The organism is Oligoflexus sp. (assembly GCF_035638955.1).
Taxonomy (GTDB): Bacteria; Bdellovibrionota_B; Oligoflexia; order Oligoflexales; family Oligoflexaceae; genus Oligoflexus.
This window is the reverse complement of the sequence record NZ_DASQYZ010000522.1, coordinates 1-21078: the sequence shown is the minus strand read 5'-3', so window position 1 is coordinate 21078 and position 21078 is coordinate 1. Positions and strand designations below refer to the sequence as shown.

The following is a 21078-nucleotide window of genomic DNA, read 5'->3' as shown; positions in this document are numbered from 1 at the left end:
CGTGGCAGATAAAAAGATTACGATCAAACCAAGCGATATGGAACGGCTCCGGGAGCTCATGCGGCAGGAAGAGGAAAAGTTGGATGCCGCCAACCCCTCGGACACTGAGCTCGCTCAATGGGAGCAACGCCTCGACGATTCCGTCCGTAAGTTGGCCCAGAAAACGCCCGACACGCTGCCGTCTCATACTGAAAAAATGGATCGCAATTGGGCTGACCTGCAACACAAACTGAAGCAGGCACCCAAGGCTTCCCAGGAAACTCATAAGGCTGCCGATGTCCTGCCTTTGACAAGACGACCTGCCAAAAATAAAACTCTGCCCTTCCTTGGTCTCATTGCGGCAGCGGCCCTGGTCTTTATCATGGTCCGCCCCCAAACATCGGACGACCACGTGACGATGAACGATCAGAATGTGCAGGTCAAAGGCACATCCGGATCAGCGACTGCGGCTGATTGTGAACTGGATGTGGCGGCTCTGGACGGATCGACTGTATCCCCGGCTGCGAACGGTCAAGGTTTTGTCGGCGCTGTCGGGACCGACGTTGAAATCAGTTTCCGCTGCAGCAGCTCAGGTTTCATGCGTACAGATGTTCAGGGGCCGGAATCACAGACTTTCGTCACACCAGTCATTAACGGTGAACGTCAGAGAATCTTACGCGATGGGCAAATTGCTCGATTTTCGTTGCAATCAGGTAAGCCATGGTCCATTAGTCTAGTTCTTACGGATAAGGAACTAACCAAGGATACTCCGGTGCCTCAAGACCACATCCTATGGCAGGACACGATTTCGGTGGGGGCCCGCGAGTGAATAGGCAAGTGACGAAAGAAAGCCCCCAGTTGGATTTCCAAACCCTCTATAAAAAACACTACCAGGCTGTGCGTGCGGTTGTCTCACGCTTCAAATTTCACGACGCGGCCGCCGACGATTTGATTCAGGATATTTTTGTTCAGGCCTGGCAAAACCTCGAGAACCTGAAAGAACAAGCTGCTTTCAGCGGCTGGCTGATGACCATAGCCCGTAATCGCTGTTTGAATGAGCTGCGCAAGACCAAGCGGACTGTGTCCGTTTCCGGCACGGATGCCATTTCTGAAGAAGATAGTGCGTCGGGTGCAGAAATCATTCTGGTGGCTGATGACGAATATGCTTCGCTGCACTTTGAACAGTCCATTACCCTTCTGAGGCAACTGATTCAAATGCATGAGGGCGAACCGCGTGCCACAGTTGCCCGCTATTTTTATTTGGATCAGAAATCGGTCAAGGAAATCTGCGATGCACTGCAGATGAATCAGAATACCGTACTCTCCCATCTCCGCCGATTTAGGCTGATTGTGAGCCAGGCCATGGTTCAGTTGGCTGAAGAAAAAGGCCTCGAAATCCGCTAGTTACAGAAATTTTAACCAGCTTGCAATATGATGACACCCCCAGTGTTCTTGGAGTTATGGGGCAAAAGCCCTGTGACGAGGATGACAAGGGGGATTGTCCATGGAAGTTCGGAAAATAAAGATAGGCCCGGAGGATGAAAGCAGACTCCGGGAATTGTTGAGGATTCATGAGGCGGCCGTCGATTGCTTGACCGATGAGCAGCTCGATGATGCTGAACAAAAAACTTCCGAGCAGATTCAAAATTTTCTGCAAAACCATGGCGCTTCCCAACCTACCAAATCCGTTTTGCGCTTTCGCCGGCCCCTGAAATCCGGGGCCATGGCCTTTCTTGCAGCAGCCGCGGCGGTCCTTTTTGTGCAAATGAATGTCAGTGAACATAATCCCAATGAACCACAGATCGTCAGCAAAGGCACCGTTCAAGGGCCGGCCTTGTCCTGTGAGTCATCAGTCGTGGAATCCGATGGTACGACTCCGCAATACGATCGCACGCATTATCTGGTGAAAGCCAACAAGAAGAGCTATTTGAAACTGCGCTGCGGTCAGCCTGTGTTTGTGCATGTCGGGTATATGAAAGGCTCCAGATTTTTCCTGGAGGTGAGAAATCTGACTGTGTCGACCACAGAAAGCGTCGTGATGCGCGGCAAGAATCGCGTGGATGTCACGGCCCTTGCGCGAAAGAAAAGCGGATTGATGGTATTGGTTACAGAAAAACCAATCTCAAAAGTTGAACTCTCGGATGCCGATCGCCAGGGTTTCTGGATGGACGACCTGCCTCTTGCCATCAAACCCTGAATATTAACGATCGAAATGCTGCTCAACCTTACGTGATTTACCCTGCCAGGCTTTGTATTCCCATTCCTCAGTAGGCGGAAAAAGGACAAACAGTCCGCCGAACATACAAAGGGGAACTCCAATCGCCCACCAACCGATATGACTTTCCGTGCCTTGAACAATCATGATCGTAAAGGCCGTTGTCGCGAGGCCCATCAGCATCATCAGCGACATTTGCCGCGAACGGAATACGACGAGCCGGCTATCAAAATCAGTTTTTCTCATGGTCCGACTCCTGCTTTTTCTTTTTGGTGGGTTCACCATCGCTGACGATAATCAGTGTGTCGTTGGAGTGAAACCAGCGATAGGACGTCACGCCGACGAAAAATGAAACAAAGGCTATGTGAAATCCGATATCCTCGAACTCCTGGAAGCTGCCTGGTAGGGCGAGAAAGAGAACAATCGCGGTGACCGTGCAATAGAGCGTGTAGCTCATGCCGGCGATGTGATCCCGTCGATCCACCCCATGCAGGGGCATCGAGACCAGAAAAATCCAGAGAATCAGGGCAAAGGGATACTGCAGATCCTTCGTTGATAACTCAGCGAAGATCGCCAGCACATCCTTTTGTATAAACTCCAGCCAATCCCTCATGAATTCTGACCCTCCATGGCTTTCATCGGTGGCAGGCGCGTGCGGCTTGACGGCAGAAATTGCCTGGCTTCAAGGTCCCTCCAGTTCTGAGAAATTTTGTCGATAGGAGGCCAGCTGGAAACTTCGTTTCCATGTGGGGAGGGGATCGGTATGGCCTTTTTGACAAAAATTCGCGGATTTCACTGGGGAAGCCTGATGCTGGCGCTGATGCTTTCCGCCAGTGCTTTTGCCTATGAAAATGAAATCAGTCTGACGGCAGCTGTTCGCGGCGAGGTCGGATCGTTGCGATTCAGTTCTTATAATCAAGATCGAGGCCCGGTGAAGCAGGGCGATCGGCTGGAATTCCGTTTTCCTTTTAGCGAGGAAAAAGGGGCCGCTGTGCGCATTCTGGGGATTCATCAGGAATGTGGTTGCCTATCCCAGTCACTCAAGGCGGGGCAGGACCTGGCTCAAGGCACAAGCAGCGAGTTGGTGGTAAAGGTCGATACCACGCACTTTCTTGGGGATTTCGATAAGGAAGTTGTGATTTTGACCAATGAGGACCGGGACCGGCCGCATGTGTTTCGGATGAAGGCCAAAATTGAGCGCCTGATTACCGTGTCACCGCCCGTCGTGCAGCTGGATGAACGTGCGGTTAAAATTCGCGTGAAAACCGCGTCCAAGCAAACATTGCATATTGAGAAAGTCGTGTACAACGAGGATACTTTGGAGGTTCAGGCTTACCCTGTCCAAGAGGCATGGGAGCTGGTGGTGCGCTGGAAAGGTGAATCGGCGCCTGCTAATATGAACGAGACGATCGAATTGCTGATGGATGGACCCGTCCGGAATGTGAAAATACCGGTGGTTGGCGCGCGCGGCAAGACCTCGCGATTGAGTCTTTCGGCACCCCGCTAAGGATAAGCTGATGTATTCTGCACTTTATGTTGTGACCGGTGTGGCGTTTGTTGTCAGTGTTGCCGCTTATGCTTATTTTTGCATCGAGCTTTCCAAGGATATTAACAGCGGCCTCATCCCCGTCCGGGCTGAGACCGAGACCAAGAAATAGATTGGAAGCACTCTCTTTTTATCCAGCATGAGTTGGAAGAGGGAATGGCTTAGGCCAAGCCTCACCCCAGAGCGGGGTGAGGATGGATCACGTTATTTTTTGGGAGCTTCGGTGGCAGGAGTTGCCTGGACTTCAGGCTGAACGGCTGGGGTGGCTTCGGTCGCTGCAGCTGGTTTGACTTCGGACTTGGCTTCGGTTTTTGCCTGCTGCTTCACTTTACCTTTTACCTTACCGCTTTGAGCTTTGTGATCATGACCTTTGTCATGATCATGAGCGGCTGCCTCCATCCAAGTGAACTTTTCACCCAGCTTTTGACAGTCTTCCTGCGTTTTGGCAGTTGGAACAGCTTTGCCTTGAGCGCCTCCCTCAAAACAGCCTGGAGCACTGGTTTTTGCCTGACCGGCAAGTGCCATCGAGGCGATGGACCAGATACCAACGGCGGCTGTGCGTGCGAGCTTCTTCGAGACGTTTGTCATGGAATCCTCCTTATAAGGCGAAACGCTATGTTTCGTTACAGAGGATAGAGCAAGGGACGGACCATCGCTTTGGCCCCTGTCAGAAAAATCGACAGAAGACCTGCAGGGAGCTGTTTTGCAACTGCTATTCAGGCCTGTTTGAAGACTTCAGGGAATTCTGCCGGACAGAAAGAAGCGTGTACGAAAGGAAACGATGCTAAACAAGACGACCCACCAATGCTGTTTTATTGGCATCAATGATCTCGACGTTGACGATCTTTCCAACCAGATCGTGATCGCTTGCAATTTTTACCAAACGAAATTGCTCGGAGCGTGCGTAGTAAACATTCGCTTCCTTGCGGCTTTGGTAGTGACAGAGCACTTCCCGCGTGCGGCCTATTTCCGCAAGATTTTGTTCGGTTGTGATCCGGTCCTGCAGCACATTTAAAGCAGCCAGACGGCGTGACATCACTTCTTCAGGCACATGCTCGCGGAAACGTGCAGCGGCGGTCCCTTTGCGCGATGAATATTTGAAGGCGAAGATAAACGAGTAACGGACAGCCTCAACCAGCTTCAACGTATCCTCGAACTGCGCATCAGTTTCCCCAGGGAAGCCGACGATCAGGTCCGTGGAAAGTGCCATCTCGGGATCGACTTCACGCAGCCATTGAACACGTTCCCAATACTCAGCAACGGTTACCTTGCGTTTCATGCGTTCCAGGACTTCATCATTGCCGGATTGCACGGGCAGATGAATGTAGCGGCCCATTTTCGGATACCTGCGGAAAAGTTCCGCCAAAGGCCGGGTAAAGTCATGGGGGTTGCTCGTCGTGAAACGAAGGCGATCCAAACCCGGAAGTTGCACCACGTCTTCCAACAGATCCACAAAAGGGCCACGTTCGCTCGAGGCGAGCTTTTGATCCCGGACGAGGTCCTGGCCATAACTGTTTACATTCTGGCCCAGAAGGGTGATTTCGCGCGCGCCATCGGCCAATAAAGTTTTGACCTCAGAAACAATCTCCATCGACGGTCGGGAAATCTCGCGACCGCGGGTGAAGGGGACGACGCAGAATGTGCAAAAATTGTCACAGCCTTGCGCGATATTCACGTAACGGGTGATTTCGGGTTTCCCCGTAACCGTAGGTTTCACGGTGGTCGGCATTTCGAAATGGGGATGCTCTTCGCCTCGGCCTTTTTTGAAACCCAAAGCCGATACCGGTTTGGAAGTGCCCTCGCTACGCGTAAGGAGATCAGGCAGCTGATCAATTTTTCCAGGGCCCAGGAGAATATCGATATTAGTGGCCTTGTCCAAAAGCTTTTCACCTTCGGCCTGGGCCACACAGCCGGCCACGGCTATCTTCATATTGGGATTCAGCTCGGCCACCTGACGCAGAGCGCCGAGGCGGCTCAAAACCTTGTGGGTTGCCTTTTCCCGGATGTGACAGGTGTTGAGCAAAACAAGGTCGGCTTGCTCGACCTGATCGGTTGCCTCATAGTTTTGTGCCTGCAGCATGCTCAGCATGGTCTCGCTATCCGCGACATTCATCTGGCAGCCCCAGGTTTCTACAAACACCTTTTTCTTGCTCATAACCTGTCCTTCATAGCCGACTATTTGCGGTTTCGTTTGCGCGCGTCTTTCGCGGCCTTCCGCATTTTCTTTTGTTTGTCGCGATCAAAAGCGGGCTTGGGTTTGCTGGAGCCTTCGCCACCGAACATACCAGCCATATCACCCATACCGCTCGGCATCTGGCCCATTTGCGAGGCCGCCTTGCGCATATTGTTCATCTGATTCAACGTGCCCATGCCTGGAATCTTGCCCATGAGGCCACCCATGTTCTTACCCAGCATACCCATCATCTTGCGCATGGCGGTGAAGCGCTTGTGCAGCTCTTCCACTTCCTTCACGGGGCGCCCTGAACCTCTGGCAATGCGGGACATGCGTGGACGATCCAGATTATCCTGACCCACGCGTTCGCGCTTGGTCATGGAGTCGATCATGGCCTTGACCTTGGTCAATTCCCGATCGTCGATGTTCGCGCCCTTGGGAATCATGTCCTGCATCGGCATTTTCGCAATCAGATCCTTGAGCGATCCCATCTTTTGAATCATCTCGATCTGTTTGTAAAAGTCGATGTAACTGAATTGGCCCTGCAAAAGTTTGAGAGCCTGGGCTTCCTGATCATCATCCGCAACTTTTTGGAAGTCCTGCATCAGACCGACGATATCGCCGAGGCCCAGGATACGGCTGGCCAGACCTTCGGGTCGGAATTCCTCGAGGCGATCGAGATCCTCGCCCATACCCAAGAACTTAATGGGCTTGCCGGTGACTTCCTTGATGCTGAGGGCGGCGCCGCCACGGGCGTCACCGTCGAGCTTGGTCATGATCACGCCGCTCAAGCTCAAGCGTTCGTCAAAGGACTTGGCGGTGGTGACAGCGTCCTGGCCCATCATGGAATCGCATACGAGCAAAACGTTGTCGGGTTTGGTCGCGCTCTGGATATCAGCCAGTTCCTGCATCAGAGCGGAATCGATCGTAAGGCGGCCGGCGGTATCGAACAGCACGATATCGCAGCCCAGTTCGAAGGCCTTCTGCAGCGATTCCTTACAGATCGTGACCGGGTCCGCGCCTTCCTTATGAAAGACGGGAACACCAATACGCTCGCCCAGTACTTTCAGCTGCTGCACCGCTGCGGGACGATAGATATCCGCAGCCACCAGCAAGGGTTTCTTTTTGTGTTGGGTCACAAGGTATTTGGCCAGCTTGCCGGTACTTGTTGTTTTACCGGAACCTTGCAAGCCCACCATCATGATCGTGGTCGGGCGGTTGACAGCCATGGTCAGCTCGGTATTCACCGGACCCATCAGCTGCTCAAGCTCTTCTTTGCAGATTGCAACGAAGTGATCGGCTGGCGTGACGGCCATGCGGCTATCACCCTTGCCTGCCTTCAACTGGACTTCCTGCCCCAGGGCTTTTTCCTGGACGCGCTGCAGAAAGTTTTTCGTCACAGAGTATTCAACATCGGCCTCGAGCAGACTCTTACGAATCGCATCGATCGCTTCTTTCACGTTCGATTCATTCAGAACAGCTTTGCCTTTAAGCTTCAGTTTGGCTTCTTTAAAGCCTTCGCTGAGAACATCAAGCATATTTGGATCACCTCGACTGCAAGAGGATGGGAAGTGCGGAGTCCTAAGCAAGCTATGCCTATAGCTTATTTTCCGTTCCCTCGTCAAAAGAGAAATGGTCGCAGACCGGCTACTTTGCGGGTTTGGCACGGGTTTTGGGTGCCTGTTTTTACAGGATTTCGGCGCTTATCCTTAATCAAGTCAAAATGGCTTAAAAAGGCTTCACAGAACACCCCTTTTGATTATCCCTAAGTTGTCCAGTTCGATTTTCCTCGTTCTGGCGCTTCGGTAAGTCGGCATGCGTTGCCAATCGTGAGCTTGCAAGGGAGGCATCGAAAGATTGCAGGCGTGACAGCTGTGCTGCGGCGTCGGCTGTTTCTCAAGCACTGCTACCCGATATTTTCCAGGGAATGATACATAAGCAGTTGAAAAGATTTTTAAGGACAAGTAAAAGAATTTCTGCGAAAATCTTTATCCTCCGTTTGTATTTTTCCTTTAAAACTCTTATTTTTAAGTAAGATTTGGCAAACAACATTGCTTCAACACCCGAAGTGATAAATCATCGCGGCAGCATTGCTTTGTTCATGATGATCAAACCCTAGCTGAGCGGTTCCTGGTGAGCCTGAGTTACTCAGCTGCTTCTCCGGTGGATCTTCAACGATCAAATGAAACGAAGATTTTAGCGAACGCTCCATCAAGGCAGCGGCCCTTGTGTAACGAGTTATCAGCAAAATTTCCAGGAAAGGAATAGAGCTATGGTAACACCTAACAAAAACCAAGGCATGGTTCACGAACCAAAGACGCACGCACCTCATGCTGATGGAACCCAACAAGGTCCTAAGATTTTATTGATCGATGATGATCCTGTGTTCATCGCGGTCATGAAACGGTGGGCCATGATGGAGAAAGTCCAGCTGGAATCGTACGTTAGTCTTGACGAAATGGGTTTTATCGGCCTGTTTTCGAACTACGACGTTGCCATTCTCGATTATGATTTAGGCTACACAACGGGAATCGAAATCGCCCGTTGCACGGATGCACTTTTGCATCACATGCCGATCGTCATCGTGAGTGCCAAGGACAGAAGTCAGGAGTGCGCCGACGCCCCCACATGCGTGAAAGCTGTCCTGCAAAAGTCAAAAGGCTATAGCCATATCCTCAATGTGGCCACCAACCTGTGCCGCTCAAATTCCGAAAACAGGTTGCGGGAATTGCGCCGCATGGTCAACTAAACAGTAAAGTATCGTGAGGATTGGACAGAGAGATAGGATGCAAAGAGCCGTCGTCACCCCAAGGGGTGCGACAGTGCATGCAACCCGCCAGCTCGGGAAAAAAATCATTCTCCTGGACAACTTCATCGAGCAGGGGAGTGAAAGAACGTGAAAACATCTGTCGATCATGCGGTGAGCCAGGAAGTGGCCGAGGAGCGTAAGCACGCCGAGTCCATGGTCCTCGTCTTCGTATGGTTGCTTCTTGAATTTGGACAGCAGCAAAGTGGGCCATCCTTACCGCTCTGGAAGGGGTCCTTTACCTTCTTTCTGGCATGGCTGATCCTTACAACCCGCACCACATCCGTACTGCGCTGGTTAGGCCTGCCTATTGTGTCATTCCTTGTGTGGTTTCCCACATCCATCAGTGGAGCTCTAATCCAGGCTACCGTCCTCGGTGGTTTATTTCTGCTGTTCAGCCGCTGGCATGGGCGGGAGTGGAAATTCAACGCACGCAGCCTTGTTAAAATGCTGAGCCTGGCGCTGGGACTTAGTGTCCTGCGCGTCGCGCTGAATCAAATTCTGATTCTGCAGGATCCGCTGATTTTCACCGATGTTTCGCATCTTTTGTGGAATGGTTTGCCGGCTGTGGTTCTGCATGCAGTGGATATGTTCGCCACGGTACCTTTCTATATTATGTGTCTCATTCCTCTTTTGCTGGTGCCCTTCCACGCGGATCAGGAAAAAGTCGCGGACGGATCTGTGCGCGCTGTTTTTTCCTGGAAAGGGGCAGCGCTCGGCGGGGCTGCTTTGATTTTTTGGGGCCTTACGCTGGCACAGCAGCCAATTCCATTTTCTTCACCTTGGCTCTGGATCGCTGGCCTCCTCCTGGCGAGTTGGGCAGGGCTTCCGGGTGTGGTCACGGTCGTGTACGGCGCTTATATCATGAACTTCAGTGATTTCCGTGATGCCCGGGATTTGTATCAGCGGGTTTGGCAACTGATGGGGCTGGCAGCCTTGACGGCAAGCTTTGCGGTGCTGTCGGCGCGCGAGCGGATCCGGGTTAAAAATGAAAACATTCAGCTGGAGACTCAGCGGAAGACACTTCAGGAAAAGCTCTTTACGGAAGAGCGCCAGCATCAGATGTTGGCAAACCGGGTGGATTCCAATCAACGCTTGATCCTGCGATCCATTCAGGAATTGCATGCGCACCTGACACCCGTGGTGCTGTCGTCGAAGTTGCTGAGTCAGCAAGCCAATCCAGAAATGGAAGGCATTGTCCGCATTCTGCAAAGTTCAGCGGACAAGCAAATGCAGGTTCTGCAAAGCCTGCAGGATGCGATTCAAATGCCAGGTCAGGACATGCAGGGACCGCCCGAACGCGTAGTTCTGGAGACACTCTTCAATGAACTCCTCCCACATGTCTCAGAAGTGGCCTCGGCCCGTTCCGTGACCGTGACTCTGGGCAACATTGCTTCGCAGGCGGCCGTGCAGAGCTGGCCCTTTGCACTGCAGGAATCCATGGAACATTTGCTGCGGCATCTGATTCTGTTTGGTGAGCCTGATGCGCAGATCTTAATCCGCGTCTATGCTCAGCCCCAGAAGATCCATCTGCAGTTCCGTCATTCCAATTATACCAACCGTCAGGGGGTGCTCGCGGGCCTTGTGGACGGTAATCTGATGACGAAGGAAGCCCTGGCTCTGGCTGTGAACTTTGATGTCGGACTTTATACGGCCTGCCGTCTTTTGGAAAACATGGGAGGCCAGCTTTCCATTTTTGAGAAAGCTGCCCAGCACAACCTGACATTCGCGATTCAACTGCCGGCCGCGCAGGAAGAGGAAGCGTCAGCTGAAGCCACTGCAGGCGTTGCTGTTCCGGCCTCTGCGGAGGCGATCCTGGCCGAGGGACTTCCAGCCAAGCCTCAGCTCGTGGCCATCGATGGGCGTTTGCCACCGCGGCGTCTGCTGTTGGTCGAAGATGACAAGATGACTCAAAAGCTTTTGGAATCCATTTTGAAAAATACCGGGATCGAAGTTCGCTCGCATGGCAATGCTCAGGAGGCTTATGAGTCCTTCTGTAGTTTCCGACCTGATGTGGTGATTGCGGATCTTGGATTGCCGGATTCGAATGGTTTTGAGCTCATGAAGCGGCTGCGCAGTGTCGCGAAATACGATTTCTATGCCATCGCATTTTCGGCTAACAATCACCGCAATGTCCTCAAAACCGCTTTATCAGCGGGTTTTGATTCCTTTCTTCCCAAGCCTCTGGCGATTCACGATCTCTGTCGAGCCTTGCGCATCGCCTAGCTACAAGGCGAGGATGAGATCCTCGCCGCCTTCCTGCCTTTTACATCCCGTTGGGAAAAGCCTTGTGATCGACAACACCGCTGGCACGGAGCTCATGCATTGAGCGTCCGTAGGCTTGCAGGAGTTTCAGGCAATAATCGAGGCGCAGGCGGAGATATTTATCATCTTCGCTTTCTGGCGTCGCGCCGTTGAACATCTTTTCCACATCGCGCACGATGAGATGTTCGGGGATATAGAGCAAACGCGTATTTTTATAGGACGACATGCGGAGTTCAGCGACTGGATAAGAGCCATTGCGCGAACTGCTGATGGTGACGATCAAGGCTGGTTTGTGACCCAGTTCCTGATGCGAGCAGAGCAGAAAGAAATTCTTCACGGCCGGTGGCACCATACCGCTCCACTCGGGAACGACAAAGATAAAGGCGTCCGAGGTCTGCAGTTCCGCCTTGATCGGGCCCCAGGTTTTGGTCCACATCTCGGCGCTATCCCAGATGCTTTCATCCCACATCGGCAAGGGATTGTTTTCCAGATTCAGATAGTAAGGGGACACGCCGGCCTGCTCGCGCAGCTTCGCGTCGATGAAGCGAGCCACCTTTCCGCTCTGCGATTGCTTGCGGGAACTGCCGTTCAGGATGGTTATTTTCAAGGTCGGTTCCTCCAGGGAGAGAGTCGGTTTGGGGCCGACTATAAACCTTCTCCCAGGGGAATTACCAACTTTTTATGATCAAATGAGGCTTGGCATTCTTCCAGCTGATTTGACCTGAAGACACCGGGGCGACTTCCTCGGGTGATATCAGTTCTTCAGGGAAGGGGCCGTTGTACTGAATTACACTGTACTGGTAATCACCGGTCGGCAGACGCAGTTTCTTGGACTGGCCGTTGGCGATTTGAAATTCCATTTCGCTGGCGACACTGGAGCGCACATAGATGTTCGCATCCCGGTAGGCACTGACCAAACCCGGAGACGCGGTGCATGTGCTCAAACCCTTGTTTTCCACCATTCCCAGCTCGATGGCGATCAGCTGGCTTTCGGTCTGCTCAGAAAACAGAGGATGCCATACGCAAGGCAGCGATTGGTTCGGTTGATCCGACTTGGAAATGTAAGGCGTTTCAATCGGCTGCAGACTGATCAAATATTCCTTGGCCGTGCTTTGGTCCCGAGGAATGTTGAGGGTGAAGAGACCGACCAGGCTTGCGTCTTCGATGCGGCGTGACAGAGCTTGAATTTCCTGCGCCGACTCCTGAAGGGCCATCAAGGCCGCAGCACGATCGCGATTCTTGCCCTGGCAAACCTTGTCCTGCCAGAGTTTGGAGCGGAAGCTGAGAGGCAGTTCATTCGGCAGCGAGAAACGCATGATCCGACAAACCTTATCGAGATCGGTGCGCTTGTCCGGACGCTGGATCGCTTCGAGAAGTTGAGTGGTCAAGGTCAGACGACGAATCAAAAGATAAGGCTGATGATTCCATTTGGTCGTCATGTTCTTTTTGATGGTTTCGAGCGTCGCGTAAACTTCGGAATCCGTGGGATGAGGAAGCTTGCAGACAAGGCCCGTTTCTTCCGTCCATTCAAAGATGCAGTCCGGTGCCAGGAGCTGCAGGGGTTGCAGGATTTCCCGAGCGGCGGCGGAATCCTTGGCGAAGCTCATCGACGATTCCTCGGTCTGCTCGCACAGCAAGGCTGTCGACAGATCGTGCGGAACCTTATCGTATTTCACGGTGTAATTCTGGGGGTGAACTTTGATGTTGAGGTCACGGCTCTTATTATTCAGCAGATTCGTATAGTCGACATCGAAGCGGTGCTGACCGAGCACGGACGTCATGAAAATGGACCAGTGTTGCGGGAAACCATTCTCGCAGCTTTCACGGTCAAATTCGCCAACGTAGACATTGGCGTTCGATGCAGTCTTTAAATAAATTTTAACGCTCGAACTGAAGGCGGTCCTGGGTTCGGGCGCGGCTGTTTCCTGAGTTTCATTCGCGTTGCGCTGGGGATCCAAGAGGTACTGGCAGCCCCAAAGAAGGACTACGAAGCCACCAAGGCCAGTAGCATAGCGCATGCGTGATCGAGAGCGACGGCTCATACGACTCCATGTCTGATTTTAAGGTCTCAATTAGAATGTGGAAACACTCTGAACAGCCAGATCCACAACCTCATTGAAACCACCGAGTGAAGGATTCGAAGATTCAACCAAAAAGGATAGCGGCTGGCAGAGCTGCAGCACCTTGCGTGAAACCACGTAACCTTCTTCATTCTCGGTGATCAGGTGGATATCCTTTGGACCAAATTTTCGACTGGTCTGATTTTTCGCCCAAAGGTAAAGCGAGGGACTGGTTACAAATTCCCTGCTTAGACGAATTTTTTCAAAGCTGGTGTTAGCGGCCAAGGGAAAGCCGTCCCGCGCAAATTTTTCCATTCCTTCAATATTATCAAAGGGGCCAAAGTCTACCCCGTCAATTTCTACATAGGTCGTCAATACAGGTGGTTTAAGAGCCGCCTTGATGGAATTACCCAGCAAGAACATTAGACTCAACGCGCCCATACATACGGCTGCTCTTTTAAGCAGTGTTGCCCTGCGGTCCATTGGACTCCCGGTGCCATAAGATCTGATTTGTTGGATTCACTAACAGCATAGCATAGCACCCTGGAATTTACCTCCCATCTGGCGCATTTTTTGGAAATAAATTCCAAATCTGCGCTTCTGGCAAAAACCAAAGCCCATGAACAGGCTGCTCGCTTTTTTGGCGACTTCAAACCAAGGCAATCGCTATAACTGACAGGCAATCGCATCAATCTCAACACCAACTCCTCGTGGGAGCTTGGCTACCTGGACCGTGGCGCGTGCCGGATAGGGCTTGCTAAGGTAACCTGCGTAGACCTCGTTCACTTTGGCGAAATTTTCCAAATTCTGCAAATAAATAGTCGTACGAATGACTCCGGACCAGCCACTGCCGGCTGCCTGAAGCACAGCCTGCAGATTCAACATAACCCGATGAGTCTGATCTTCAATCGAACCCTCGACCAGTTCGCCGGTCGCGGGATGGATTGGTATCTGTCCTGAACAATACACCAGCCCGCTGTTTATCACAGCCTGGGAATAAGGTCCAATTGCGGCTGGTGCATCTTTCGTTTCTACGGTTTTAAGAGTCATCACGCCATCCTCTTGTCAGTGATGCGCTTGCGATTGTTCGTCATAGACGTTCTGCAAGTCCTGCAGAACATTCGCTGGCATGTCGGGCGATCGAGACGCCTTGCTGATCAGCGTTGCGGCCTCGGCCTCTTTGTTCAAAGCCAGAAATGCCTGGGCTGCATGCGCGTAGAGCTTCCAATGAACTTTCTTCTTTTCAATGTGCTCAATCCGGTAAACCAGTTGCGGGATCTTTTCGAATTGCTGTGCTGCTCCAAGCGCTGCCGTGTACTCAATTAAGAAATCGTCATCGCGTATGCCAGCGTTGAAAGCTTCTTCCAGAAGCTCTGCTTTCAGCAATCGATCGTTCGGATCCATGATCTCGGCCGCCAAAGACAAGCCAGCAAAGGAATTCACTTCCGTCGCTTTCAAGCGCAACCGTTCGCCGGCTGTGCGGGCTTCTTCATGAAGATAAATCGAAGCGATCAATTCCCAAAGCCGGAAATTGTTAGCATCAATACCCAGGCCACTGTCGATAAATTTCAGCGCGTCACTGTCTCTTTCCTGCGAAAAAGCAATGCTCGCCAGGTTCACATACGGAGCCAATTCCATAGGTGCCAAGGCTTTGGCCTGATTCATCACAACGGCAGCTTCATCCAATTCGCTTTCCATCATGAGCGCGGAACCGAGCGCAAGGCAGGCGCGGAAATCAGTATCGATGGCAAACTGGGAATGCTGTTCGGCCATGCTGACGACAACGCTCGACAAACCCATGGAGGTCATCTCTTCCAGGAGATCGACGAATTGATCCTGATCAGAGGCGGGTTTCTCCCGCACGACCTGCACGAGGAAGTCGCGAAAGGCCGCGACAGCTCTTTCATCTGGTCGTGGTGAGTGATCACCCGTGTATTCCTCATCCGTAACGCCCAGGTAATGGCGCAGTTGAGGTCCCATGGGGTAATGATTCCAATGTTCAAGACGAGCGTCGCTCATCGCTTTACTCCAAAGTCAGTTTTTGCACGCGTATGTGCAGATTTCGCAATTCATCAGCCGTGACTTCGCTAGGCGCGTCCGTCATCAGGTCTGTGGCCTTGTTGGTTTTTGGGAACGGAATCACATCGCGAATGGAGTCCGAACCCGTCAAAAGCATAACCAGTCGATCCAGGCCAAAGGCCATCCCACCATGAGGCGGAGCGCCGTAACGCAAAGCTTCCAGGAGAAAGCCAAATTTCGCCTGCGCTTCCTCGGGCGTTAAGCCCAGAAGAGCAAAAATACGCGCTTGTAGATTCTGATCGTGGATACGAATCGATCCACCCGCGACCTCGTTACCATTCAGGACAAGATCGTAAGCCTTGGCCTTCACCTTTTCCGGAGCTGTATCCAGCAGGTGCACATCCTCATCGCGCGGCGAGGTAAAGGGATGGTGACAGGCAATGAGGCGACCGCTTTCCTGATCGCGTTCAAAGGATGGGAAATCCAGAACCCAAAGAAAGTTGAACTGCTTGGGGTTATAGAGCTTCAAACGCTTGCCCAGCTCCAGGCGCAAAGCCGAAAGCGACGCCTTGGTCGTTTTATAATCGCCCGCTGCAATGAGGATCAAGTCCTGGGCCGAGGCCCCCAGCTGTTTGTTGATTGCGTCGACAACATCATCACCCAGGAATTTGGCGATGGGCGACTGCCAGCTTTCCTGACCCTTGCCGTCCTTGACCTTGGCCCAGGCGAGGCCGCCGGAGCCATACTGTTTCACGACTTCCTGGAGTTCATCCAGGTCCTTGCGGCTGAAGGTTTCCGCTTGGCCTTTGAGATGCAAAGCGTTGACGATACCGCCTGTGCTGACGGCATTGATGAAGACCTTGAATTCGGTTTTTTGGACAAGGCTGGTCAGATTTTGCAGTTTGAGTTCAAAACGCGTGTCGGGTTTGTCGTTACCATAATATTCCATGGCATCATCATAGGCCATGCGGGGAAGAGGCGTTGGCACTTTTACGCCCGACACCTTTTCCCAGGCGCGGCTGATGACTTTTTCCATGGTCGCCAGAACCTGCTCGCGATCCACAAATGACATCTCAAGGTCGATCTGTGAAAACTCAGGCTGACGGTCGGCCCGCAAATCTTCGTCACGGAAGCATTTGACGACCTGGAAATACCGATCGAAACCGGAAATCATCAGCACCTGCTTGAACAGCTGGGGACTTTGCGGCAAGGCATAAAATTTTCCGGCATGAACCCGAGACGGTACGAGGAACTCGCGCGCGCCTTCCGGCGTGGACTTATAGAGATACGGCGTCTCGATATCGAGGAAGTTTTCATCTTCCAGCGCCCGGCGCATTTCGCGCACGAAATGAATACGAGTCAGGATGTTGTGTTTGAGCGTTGGACGACGCAAGTCCAGGTAACGATATTTCAGGCGTAGCGTTTCGCTGGCTTCGGTCAGATCCTGAATTTGAAACGGTAGAGGTTCACTGGGGTTGAGGAGCTTGGCTTCATCGACGAGAATCTCGATGGTGCCGGTGGCCACCTTCTGGTTGATCATGCCCTCAGGACGCTTATTGACCACGCCTTTGACGGCCAGCACAAATTCATTGCGCAGCTTCTCGCCAACTTCCAGAATCTTATTGGTACGAGCGGGATCCAGCACAACCTGAGTGAAACCAAAGCGATCGCGCAAATCGATAAAGATGAGATTACCGTGATCACGACGGGTTTGAACCCAACCCATCAAGGTCACCTGCTGTCCATGGTGCTGTGCTGTTAATTCACCCAGATTATGGCTGCGATGCCAACCGTCCAATTGTGTGCTCATGGTCCACTCTCAATGCTTTAGGGGGAGTCAATTCGGCTTGCGGTGGGTTGGGCGCCCGAAGACCTTCACAGCCGTTCGCTGTAAGGACTTCCAAAGCCAAACAAAGTGCTAATGTAGCATCGGCTGGCAAGGTCCACCATAAGATAAAGAACAGTGTGTCCTCAGGTTTTAAACCGGGGAGGGGCTCCCCGGACCTGATTTACAGAGGAGAATCAGCCAAAGCGGCCGACGATGTAATCGCGGGTGAGCTTTTCTTCCGGATGCGAGAAAATTTTGGACGTTACGTCGAATTCGATGAGGTCACCGTTATACATAAATGCCGTGTATTCCGAGACGCGGGCGGCCTGCTGCATGTTGTGAGTCACGATCACGATGGTGTAATTTTTCTTGAGCTCGGAAATAAGGTCTTCAATGGCCAGCGTCGACGCTGGATCCAAGGCGGAGCAGGGCTCATCCATCAAGATCACTTCGGGATCCATAGCGATGGCGCGGGCGATGCAGAGGCGCTGCTGCTGACCGCCGGAAAGCGCCAGACCGCTGTCATTCAGCTTGTCTTTCACCTCGTCCCAAAGCGCGGCTTTGCGGAGACTGTTTTCCACCAGCTCATTGAAGTCGCCCTGGTAGCCGTTGATCTGCGGGCCCCAAGTGATATTTTTGGCAATGGAACTTGTGAACGGATTGGGCTTTTGAAAGACCATGCCCACACGGCGACGGAATTCGGTGACTTCCATGTGCGAGTTGTAGATATCCGAGCCTTCGAACAGAACTTCGCCTTCAAGGCGAAAGATATCGATGAAATCATTCATGCGATTGAACGTCCGGAGGATCGTGCTTTTGCCGCAACCCGACGGACCGATCAAGGCGGTGACGGTTTTCTTCGGTATTTTAAGGCTCACGTTACGTACGACTTTTTTCTGGCCGTAGTAGACGTTTAAATTCTTAGTTTCGAGTATCGGACTGCCGAAGCTCATTTCTTGGATCCCCACTTATAACGAATGAAGATGGCTGCTGAGTTACAGATCAGCAGGAACACGAGAAGGACGATGATGCCGGCCGCGGCCAATTCATGGAACGCCTGTTGCGGGCGCGAGGTCCAGTTGTAGATCTGAATGGGCAACGCGGTGAAACCATCGAAAATACCTTCGGGGACGAACGCCACATATGTCAAAGCTCCGAGAAGGATCAAAGGAGCGGCTTCGCCCATGGCACGGGCCATCGCCAGAATCACGCCGGTGGCAATGCCTGGGACAGCAGCAGGCAGGACGTGGTCGCGAACCGTTTGCCAGCGGCTGGCACCCAAGGCAAAAGCCGCCATGCGAATGGAATCCGGCACACTTTTCAACGCTTCCCGTGAGGCAATGATAATGACGGGCATCACCAGAAGGCTCATGGTCAAGGCGCCGGCAAGCACCGAACGACCGAGAGCCATGAAACGGACAAACACGCCAAGGCCAAGCATGCCATAGATAATCGAGGGCACACCGGCCAGGGTTGAGATGGACAGTTCAATCACCTGGTTCAAACGGTTCTTGTTGGCAAGTTCCTGTAGATAAACCGCCGCGCCAACCCCAAACAGCACCGAGAAAATCAGGGTCAAGCCCCCGAGCCACATGCTGCCGAAAATTGCGGACTTGATGCCAGCCTTCGCCGCAAAGCGCGAAGGAAAGCTGCTGAGGAAGTCCCAGCTGAGTCGATTGCCCCCATCGATCACCACACTGGTAATCAAATAAACGAGAACAAGCAAAGCCATGAGAGTCGCTATCAGGATGACGCTTGTAAAAATGCGTTCTTTAAGGCGTCTCCGCTCCGAGTTGACCTTAAAGACGCTGCGATTTTCTCGATCGGGCATGAGACGATCCTGTCCAGGCATGACTTGATTTTTGACGCTCATAGCGCTTGGCATCTCAGTCATTCATACTTCCTTGCATAGCGTTTGACAATGTATTGCGACAAAAGATTCATAACCAGGGTCATCAAAAAGAGTACCAGGCCGACCGCAAAGATCGAACGATACTCGATCGTGCCATGGGCAACGTCGCCAAGACTCACCTGAGCGATGTAGGCCGTCATGGCCTGAACGCCTTCAAAGGGATTCAAGGTCATGTTTGGTGTGCCGCCGGCGGCCAGCGTTACGGCCATGGTTTCACCAATGGCCCGGGAGAAAGCCAGAATGAATGAGGCCAGAATCCCACTCAGGGCCGACGGGACCACGATGCTGATGATGACCTCAGATTTACGAGCTCCCAGCGCATAGGCGCCGTCCTTGACCGTTTTAGGAACAGCACGCAGCGAATCATCGCAGATTGAAGCAATCGTCGGGAGCACCATGATAGCGATGACAATCGAAGCACTGGCTGCGTTAAAAACTTCAACATCATCCAATAGGAACTGGAGCATGGGTGTGACGCGGGTGATAGCAAAGTAGCCGTAAACCACTGAGGGTATACCGGCAAGAATTTCGAGGACGGGTTTAAGAATTTTCTGCCACCAGCCCTGCGCATATTGCGAGGTGTAAACGGCGATACCAAGACCGATAGGAAGGGCGAAGATCAGTGCTCCGAAGGCAATCAGAAGGGTGCCACTGATGAGTGGCAAAACCCCGAAACTGCGTGGCTCGAAGAGCGGAGCCCATTCCGTTGAACCCAGGAACTCAAATACAGAAACATGCTGAAAGAATTGGAGAGATTCTTCCAGGAGAATGAAGATGATTCCCAGTGTCGTCAGAACTGAGATAGAAGCGCAGACAAGTAGCGACTTGACGACGAGATTCTCACGGAACTTCTGAAAGGTACTGATTTTGGCCCATTGGCGACTCGTCACGCTGCACTCCCCGCGATAAAATTAATGCGTCTGCTTTGCTGGACCGCCGGTCGCCGCCTCAAACTTCTTTAGGGTGTCGGTATAAACAGCTTCCTTGAGTGGGATATAACCAACTTCCTTGGACAGCTTCGCTGCATTTTTCAAAAGGAAGCTGACGAACAGTTTCAACTCAGGGCGTTGTTGTGCGGCCTTGGTGTTGACATAAACGACAAGTGGGCGGGACAGAGGATACGAGCCGTCTTCAATCGACTTGGGACTGGGTGCGACGGCATCCTTGCCCTTGGCCAGAGCGACGAGATTCATGGACTGCTGATTTTCCTCATAATAGGCGTAACCAAAGTAGGCCATTGCATTCTTGTCCTTGGAAACACCTGTCACAAGAACATTGTCATCTTCACTTGCTACGTAATCGTTGCGCGAAAGACGCGCGGTTCCCATCACCTGTTCGGTGAAAAAGTCGAAGGTCCCGGAATCCGCGCCAGGGCCATAGAGTTTAATTTTTTCGTTGGGCCAGGCTGGATTTATATCCTTCCAGGTTGCAATGCGACTGCCGGGTTGCCAGATTTCTTTCAGCTGAGCCAGGGTAAGCTGGTTAGCCCACTTGTTGGCTGGGTGGACCACCACGGAAATACCGTCCGTCGCCAGTGGTAGTTCGGAGAATTCCACCTTGGCATCCTGCGCTTTCTTGATTTCCTCAGGCTTCATCTTGCGGGACGCCGTCGCGATATCGATCTCGCCAACGCTGAACTTCTTAAAGCCACCGCCCGTGCCTGACATGCCAACTGTGACTCGCACGCGTGGATAAAGTTTTTGAAACTCTTCAGCAGCAGCCTCGGCGATAGGAAAGACGGTGCTGGATCCGTCCAGCCTGACTTCACCCTTCAGGTTTTTGTCGCCTTTGTCCGAGGCAAATCCGTGACAACCCATAGTAAAAACAGCCAAACTTAACAAAAGGTTGTGTGCTTTCATGCTCGACTCCAGGTTTTGGTGGAGCTGCTACTTGCAGCGTCTTCTTACAAAAAAAGTGTAAATTCTCGATAAAGGCGCAAAAAACTGTCTTGATTGTCGGCTAAGGCAATCCGGTCAGTTCAGTCCCCCCTTATCTGTAGCTGTGGCAGCATGACAGATGATGTTTAGCGGTTGGCGGTTTTATACCTACAATGGCTGAAATCTTAAAGAGAAAAATGGTCAAAGCGCTGATAGGTAGACCATGGAGGCGGAAACACAGTCGCAGTCTTCAGATTTCTGGCAGGCGAACCGTAAACGTTGAGCCCAGTCCAATGTCACTCTCGACCGAGATGGTTCCTTGAATCTGTATAACCAGGTGCTTGACGATGGCAAGCCCTAGCCCGGTTCCACCTTCATTGCGCGACCGTGCTGTATCG

General features: G+C 52.3%; 23 protein-coding genes. 7 read left to right on the top strand and 16 right to left on the bottom strand.

Annotation, left to right across the window (positions count from 1 at the left end; genetic code table 11):
• Position 1: 1 nt before the first annotated feature.
• The 3 genes from VE954_RS43575 (at position 2) to VE954_RS43565 (ending at position 2176) form a co-directional block, all read left to right on the top strand.
• Positions 2-808 carry a hypothetical protein gene (locus tag VE954_RS43575; RefSeq protein ID WP_324965119.1) on the top strand — a complete coding sequence of 269 codons (807 nt, stop codon included), beginning with the start codon at positions 2-4 and terminating at the stop codon, positions 806-808.
• Positions 805-1383, top strand: coding sequence for a sigma-70 family RNA polymerase sigma factor (locus VE954_RS43570; protein ID WP_324965117.1), 579 nt, complete (start codon positions 805-807; stop codon positions 1381-1383). Before VE954_RS43575 ends, VE954_RS43570 begins: the two co-directional genes overlap by 4 nt.
• Before the next feature lie 100 nt (positions 1384-1483).
• Positions 1484-2176 carry a hypothetical protein gene (locus tag VE954_RS43565; RefSeq protein WP_324965115.1) on the top strand — a complete coding sequence of 231 codons (693 nt, stop codon included), beginning with the start codon at positions 1484-1486 and terminating at the stop codon, positions 2174-2176.
• A gap of 3 nt (positions 2177-2179) precedes the next feature.
• Here the strand turns inward: VE954_RS43565 and VE954_RS43560 are convergent, their stop codons facing one another.
• Both VE954_RS43560 and VE954_RS43555 read right to left on the bottom strand, forming a co-directional pair.
• Entirely contained in the window at positions 2180-2440 is a 261-nt protein-coding gene (locus tag VE954_RS43560; protein ID WP_324965113.1) for a hypothetical protein, read from the bottom strand.
• A complete protein-coding gene (locus VE954_RS43555; protein ID WP_324965111.1) occupies positions 2427-2807 on the bottom strand; it encodes a hypothetical protein in 381 nt (126 codons plus the stop codon). The genes VE954_RS43560 and VE954_RS43555 overlap by 14 nt, the downstream gene beginning before the upstream one ends.
• A gap of 150 nt (positions 2808-2957) precedes the next feature.
• Between VE954_RS43555 and VE954_RS43550 the strand changes: the two genes are divergently transcribed.
• The gene (locus tag VE954_RS43550) at positions 2958-3701 is read left to right on the top strand and encodes a DUF1573 domain-containing protein (protein WP_324965109.1); all 744 of its coding nucleotides are present in this window, start codon (positions 2958-2960) and stop codon (positions 3699-3701) included.
• A 10-nt stretch (positions 3702-3711) separates the two neighbouring features.
• The gene (locus VE954_RS43545; RefSeq protein WP_324965107.1) at positions 3712-3852 is read left to right on the top strand and encodes a hypothetical protein; all 141 of its coding nucleotides are present in this window, start codon (positions 3712-3714) and stop codon (positions 3850-3852) included.
• Between the two features lie 92 nt (positions 3853-3944).
• On the opposite strand, the gene VE954_RS43540 is transcribed toward VE954_RS43545, so the two are convergent.
• From VE954_RS43540 to ffh, 3 genes are all read right to left on the bottom strand, one after another.
• Positions 3945-4328: a hypothetical protein gene (locus tag VE954_RS43540; protein WP_324965105.1), complete on the bottom strand. Its 384-nt coding sequence runs from the start codon at positions 4326-4328 to the stop codon at positions 3945-3947.
• Positions 4329-4524: 196 nt separating this feature from the next.
• The gene (miaB, locus tag VE954_RS43535) at positions 4525-5895 is read right to left on the bottom strand and encodes a tRNA (N6-isopentenyl adenosine(37)-C2)-methylthiotransferase MiaB (RefSeq protein ID WP_324965103.1); all 1371 of its coding nucleotides are present in this window, start codon (positions 5893-5895) and stop codon (positions 4525-4527) included.
• A gap of 20 nt (positions 5896-5915) precedes the next feature.
• Entirely contained in the window at positions 5916-7451 is a 1536-nt protein-coding gene (gene ffh / locus VE954_RS43530; protein WP_324965101.1) for a signal recognition particle protein, read from the bottom strand.
• Positions 7452-8185: 734 nt separating this feature from the next.
• Between ffh and VE954_RS43525 the strand changes: the two genes are divergently transcribed.
• Positions 8186-8662 carry a response regulator gene (locus VE954_RS43525; RefSeq protein ID WP_324965099.1) on the top strand — a complete coding sequence of 159 codons (477 nt, stop codon included), beginning with the start codon at positions 8186-8188 and terminating at the stop codon, positions 8660-8662.
• Between the two features lie 147 nt (positions 8663-8809).
• Positions 8810-10945, top strand: coding sequence for an ATP-binding response regulator (locus tag VE954_RS43520; protein WP_324965097.1), 2136 nt, complete (start codon positions 8810-8812; stop codon positions 10943-10945).
• 40 nt (positions 10946-10985) lie between these two features.
• Here VE954_RS43520 and VE954_RS43515 read toward each other — a convergent pair whose 3' ends face one another.
• The 11 genes from VE954_RS43515 to VE954_RS44025 form a co-directional block, all read right to left on the bottom strand.
• Positions 10986-11591 (bottom strand): NAD(P)H-dependent oxidoreductase, encoded by a 606-nt coding sequence (locus VE954_RS43515; RefSeq protein WP_324965095.1) that lies wholly within the window; start codon positions 11589-11591, stop codon positions 10986-10988.
• A gap of 61 nt (positions 11592-11652) precedes the next feature.
• On the bottom strand, positions 11653-13026 hold the full coding sequence (locus VE954_RS43510) for a hypothetical protein (RefSeq protein WP_324965093.1): 1374 nt from the start codon (positions 13024-13026) through the stop codon (positions 11653-11655).
• Between the two features lie 30 nt (positions 13027-13056).
• A complete protein-coding gene (locus VE954_RS43505) occupies positions 13057-13485 on the bottom strand; it encodes a hypothetical protein (RefSeq protein ID WP_324965091.1) in 429 nt (142 codons plus the stop codon).
• Between the two features lie 225 nt (positions 13486-13710).
• On the bottom strand, positions 13711-14094 hold the full coding sequence (locus VE954_RS43500; RefSeq protein ID WP_324965149.1) for a RidA family protein: 384 nt from the start codon (positions 14092-14094) through the stop codon (positions 13711-13713).
• 15 nt (positions 14095-14109) lie between these two features.
• Positions 14110-15063, bottom strand: a complete 954-nt coding sequence (locus tag VE954_RS43495) for a hypothetical protein (protein ID WP_324965089.1) — start codon at positions 15061-15063, stop codon at positions 14110-14112.
• 4 nt (positions 15064-15067) lie between these two features.
• Entirely contained in the window at positions 15068-16873 is a 1806-nt protein-coding gene (gene aspS / locus VE954_RS43490) for an aspartate--tRNA ligase (RefSeq protein WP_324965087.1), read from the bottom strand.
• A gap of 212 nt (positions 16874-17085) precedes the next feature.
• Positions 17086-17844: a phosphate ABC transporter ATP-binding protein PstB gene (gene pstB, locus VE954_RS43485; protein ID WP_324965085.1), complete on the bottom strand. Its 759-nt coding sequence runs from the start codon at positions 17842-17844 to the stop codon at positions 17086-17088.
• Positions 17841-18722 (bottom strand): phosphate ABC transporter permease PstA, encoded by an 882-nt coding sequence (gene pstA / locus VE954_RS43480; RefSeq protein WP_414699080.1) that lies wholly within the window; start codon positions 18720-18722, stop codon positions 17841-17843. Before pstA ends, pstB begins: the two co-directional genes overlap by 4 nt.
• Before the next feature lie 59 nt (positions 18723-18781).
• Entirely contained in the window at positions 18782-19693 is a 912-nt protein-coding gene (gene pstC, locus VE954_RS43475) for a phosphate ABC transporter permease subunit PstC (RefSeq protein ID WP_324965081.1), read from the bottom strand.
• A gap of 21 nt (positions 19694-19714) precedes the next feature.
• Positions 19715-20662: a PstS family phosphate ABC transporter substrate-binding protein gene (locus tag VE954_RS43470; RefSeq protein ID WP_324965079.1), complete on the bottom strand. Its 948-nt coding sequence runs from the start codon at positions 20660-20662 to the stop codon at positions 19715-19717.
• Between the two features lie 268 nt (positions 20663-20930).
• A partial coding sequence (locus VE954_RS44025) for an ATP-binding protein (RefSeq protein ID WP_349263877.1) occupies positions 20931-21078 on the bottom strand: 148 nt, incomplete at its 5' end.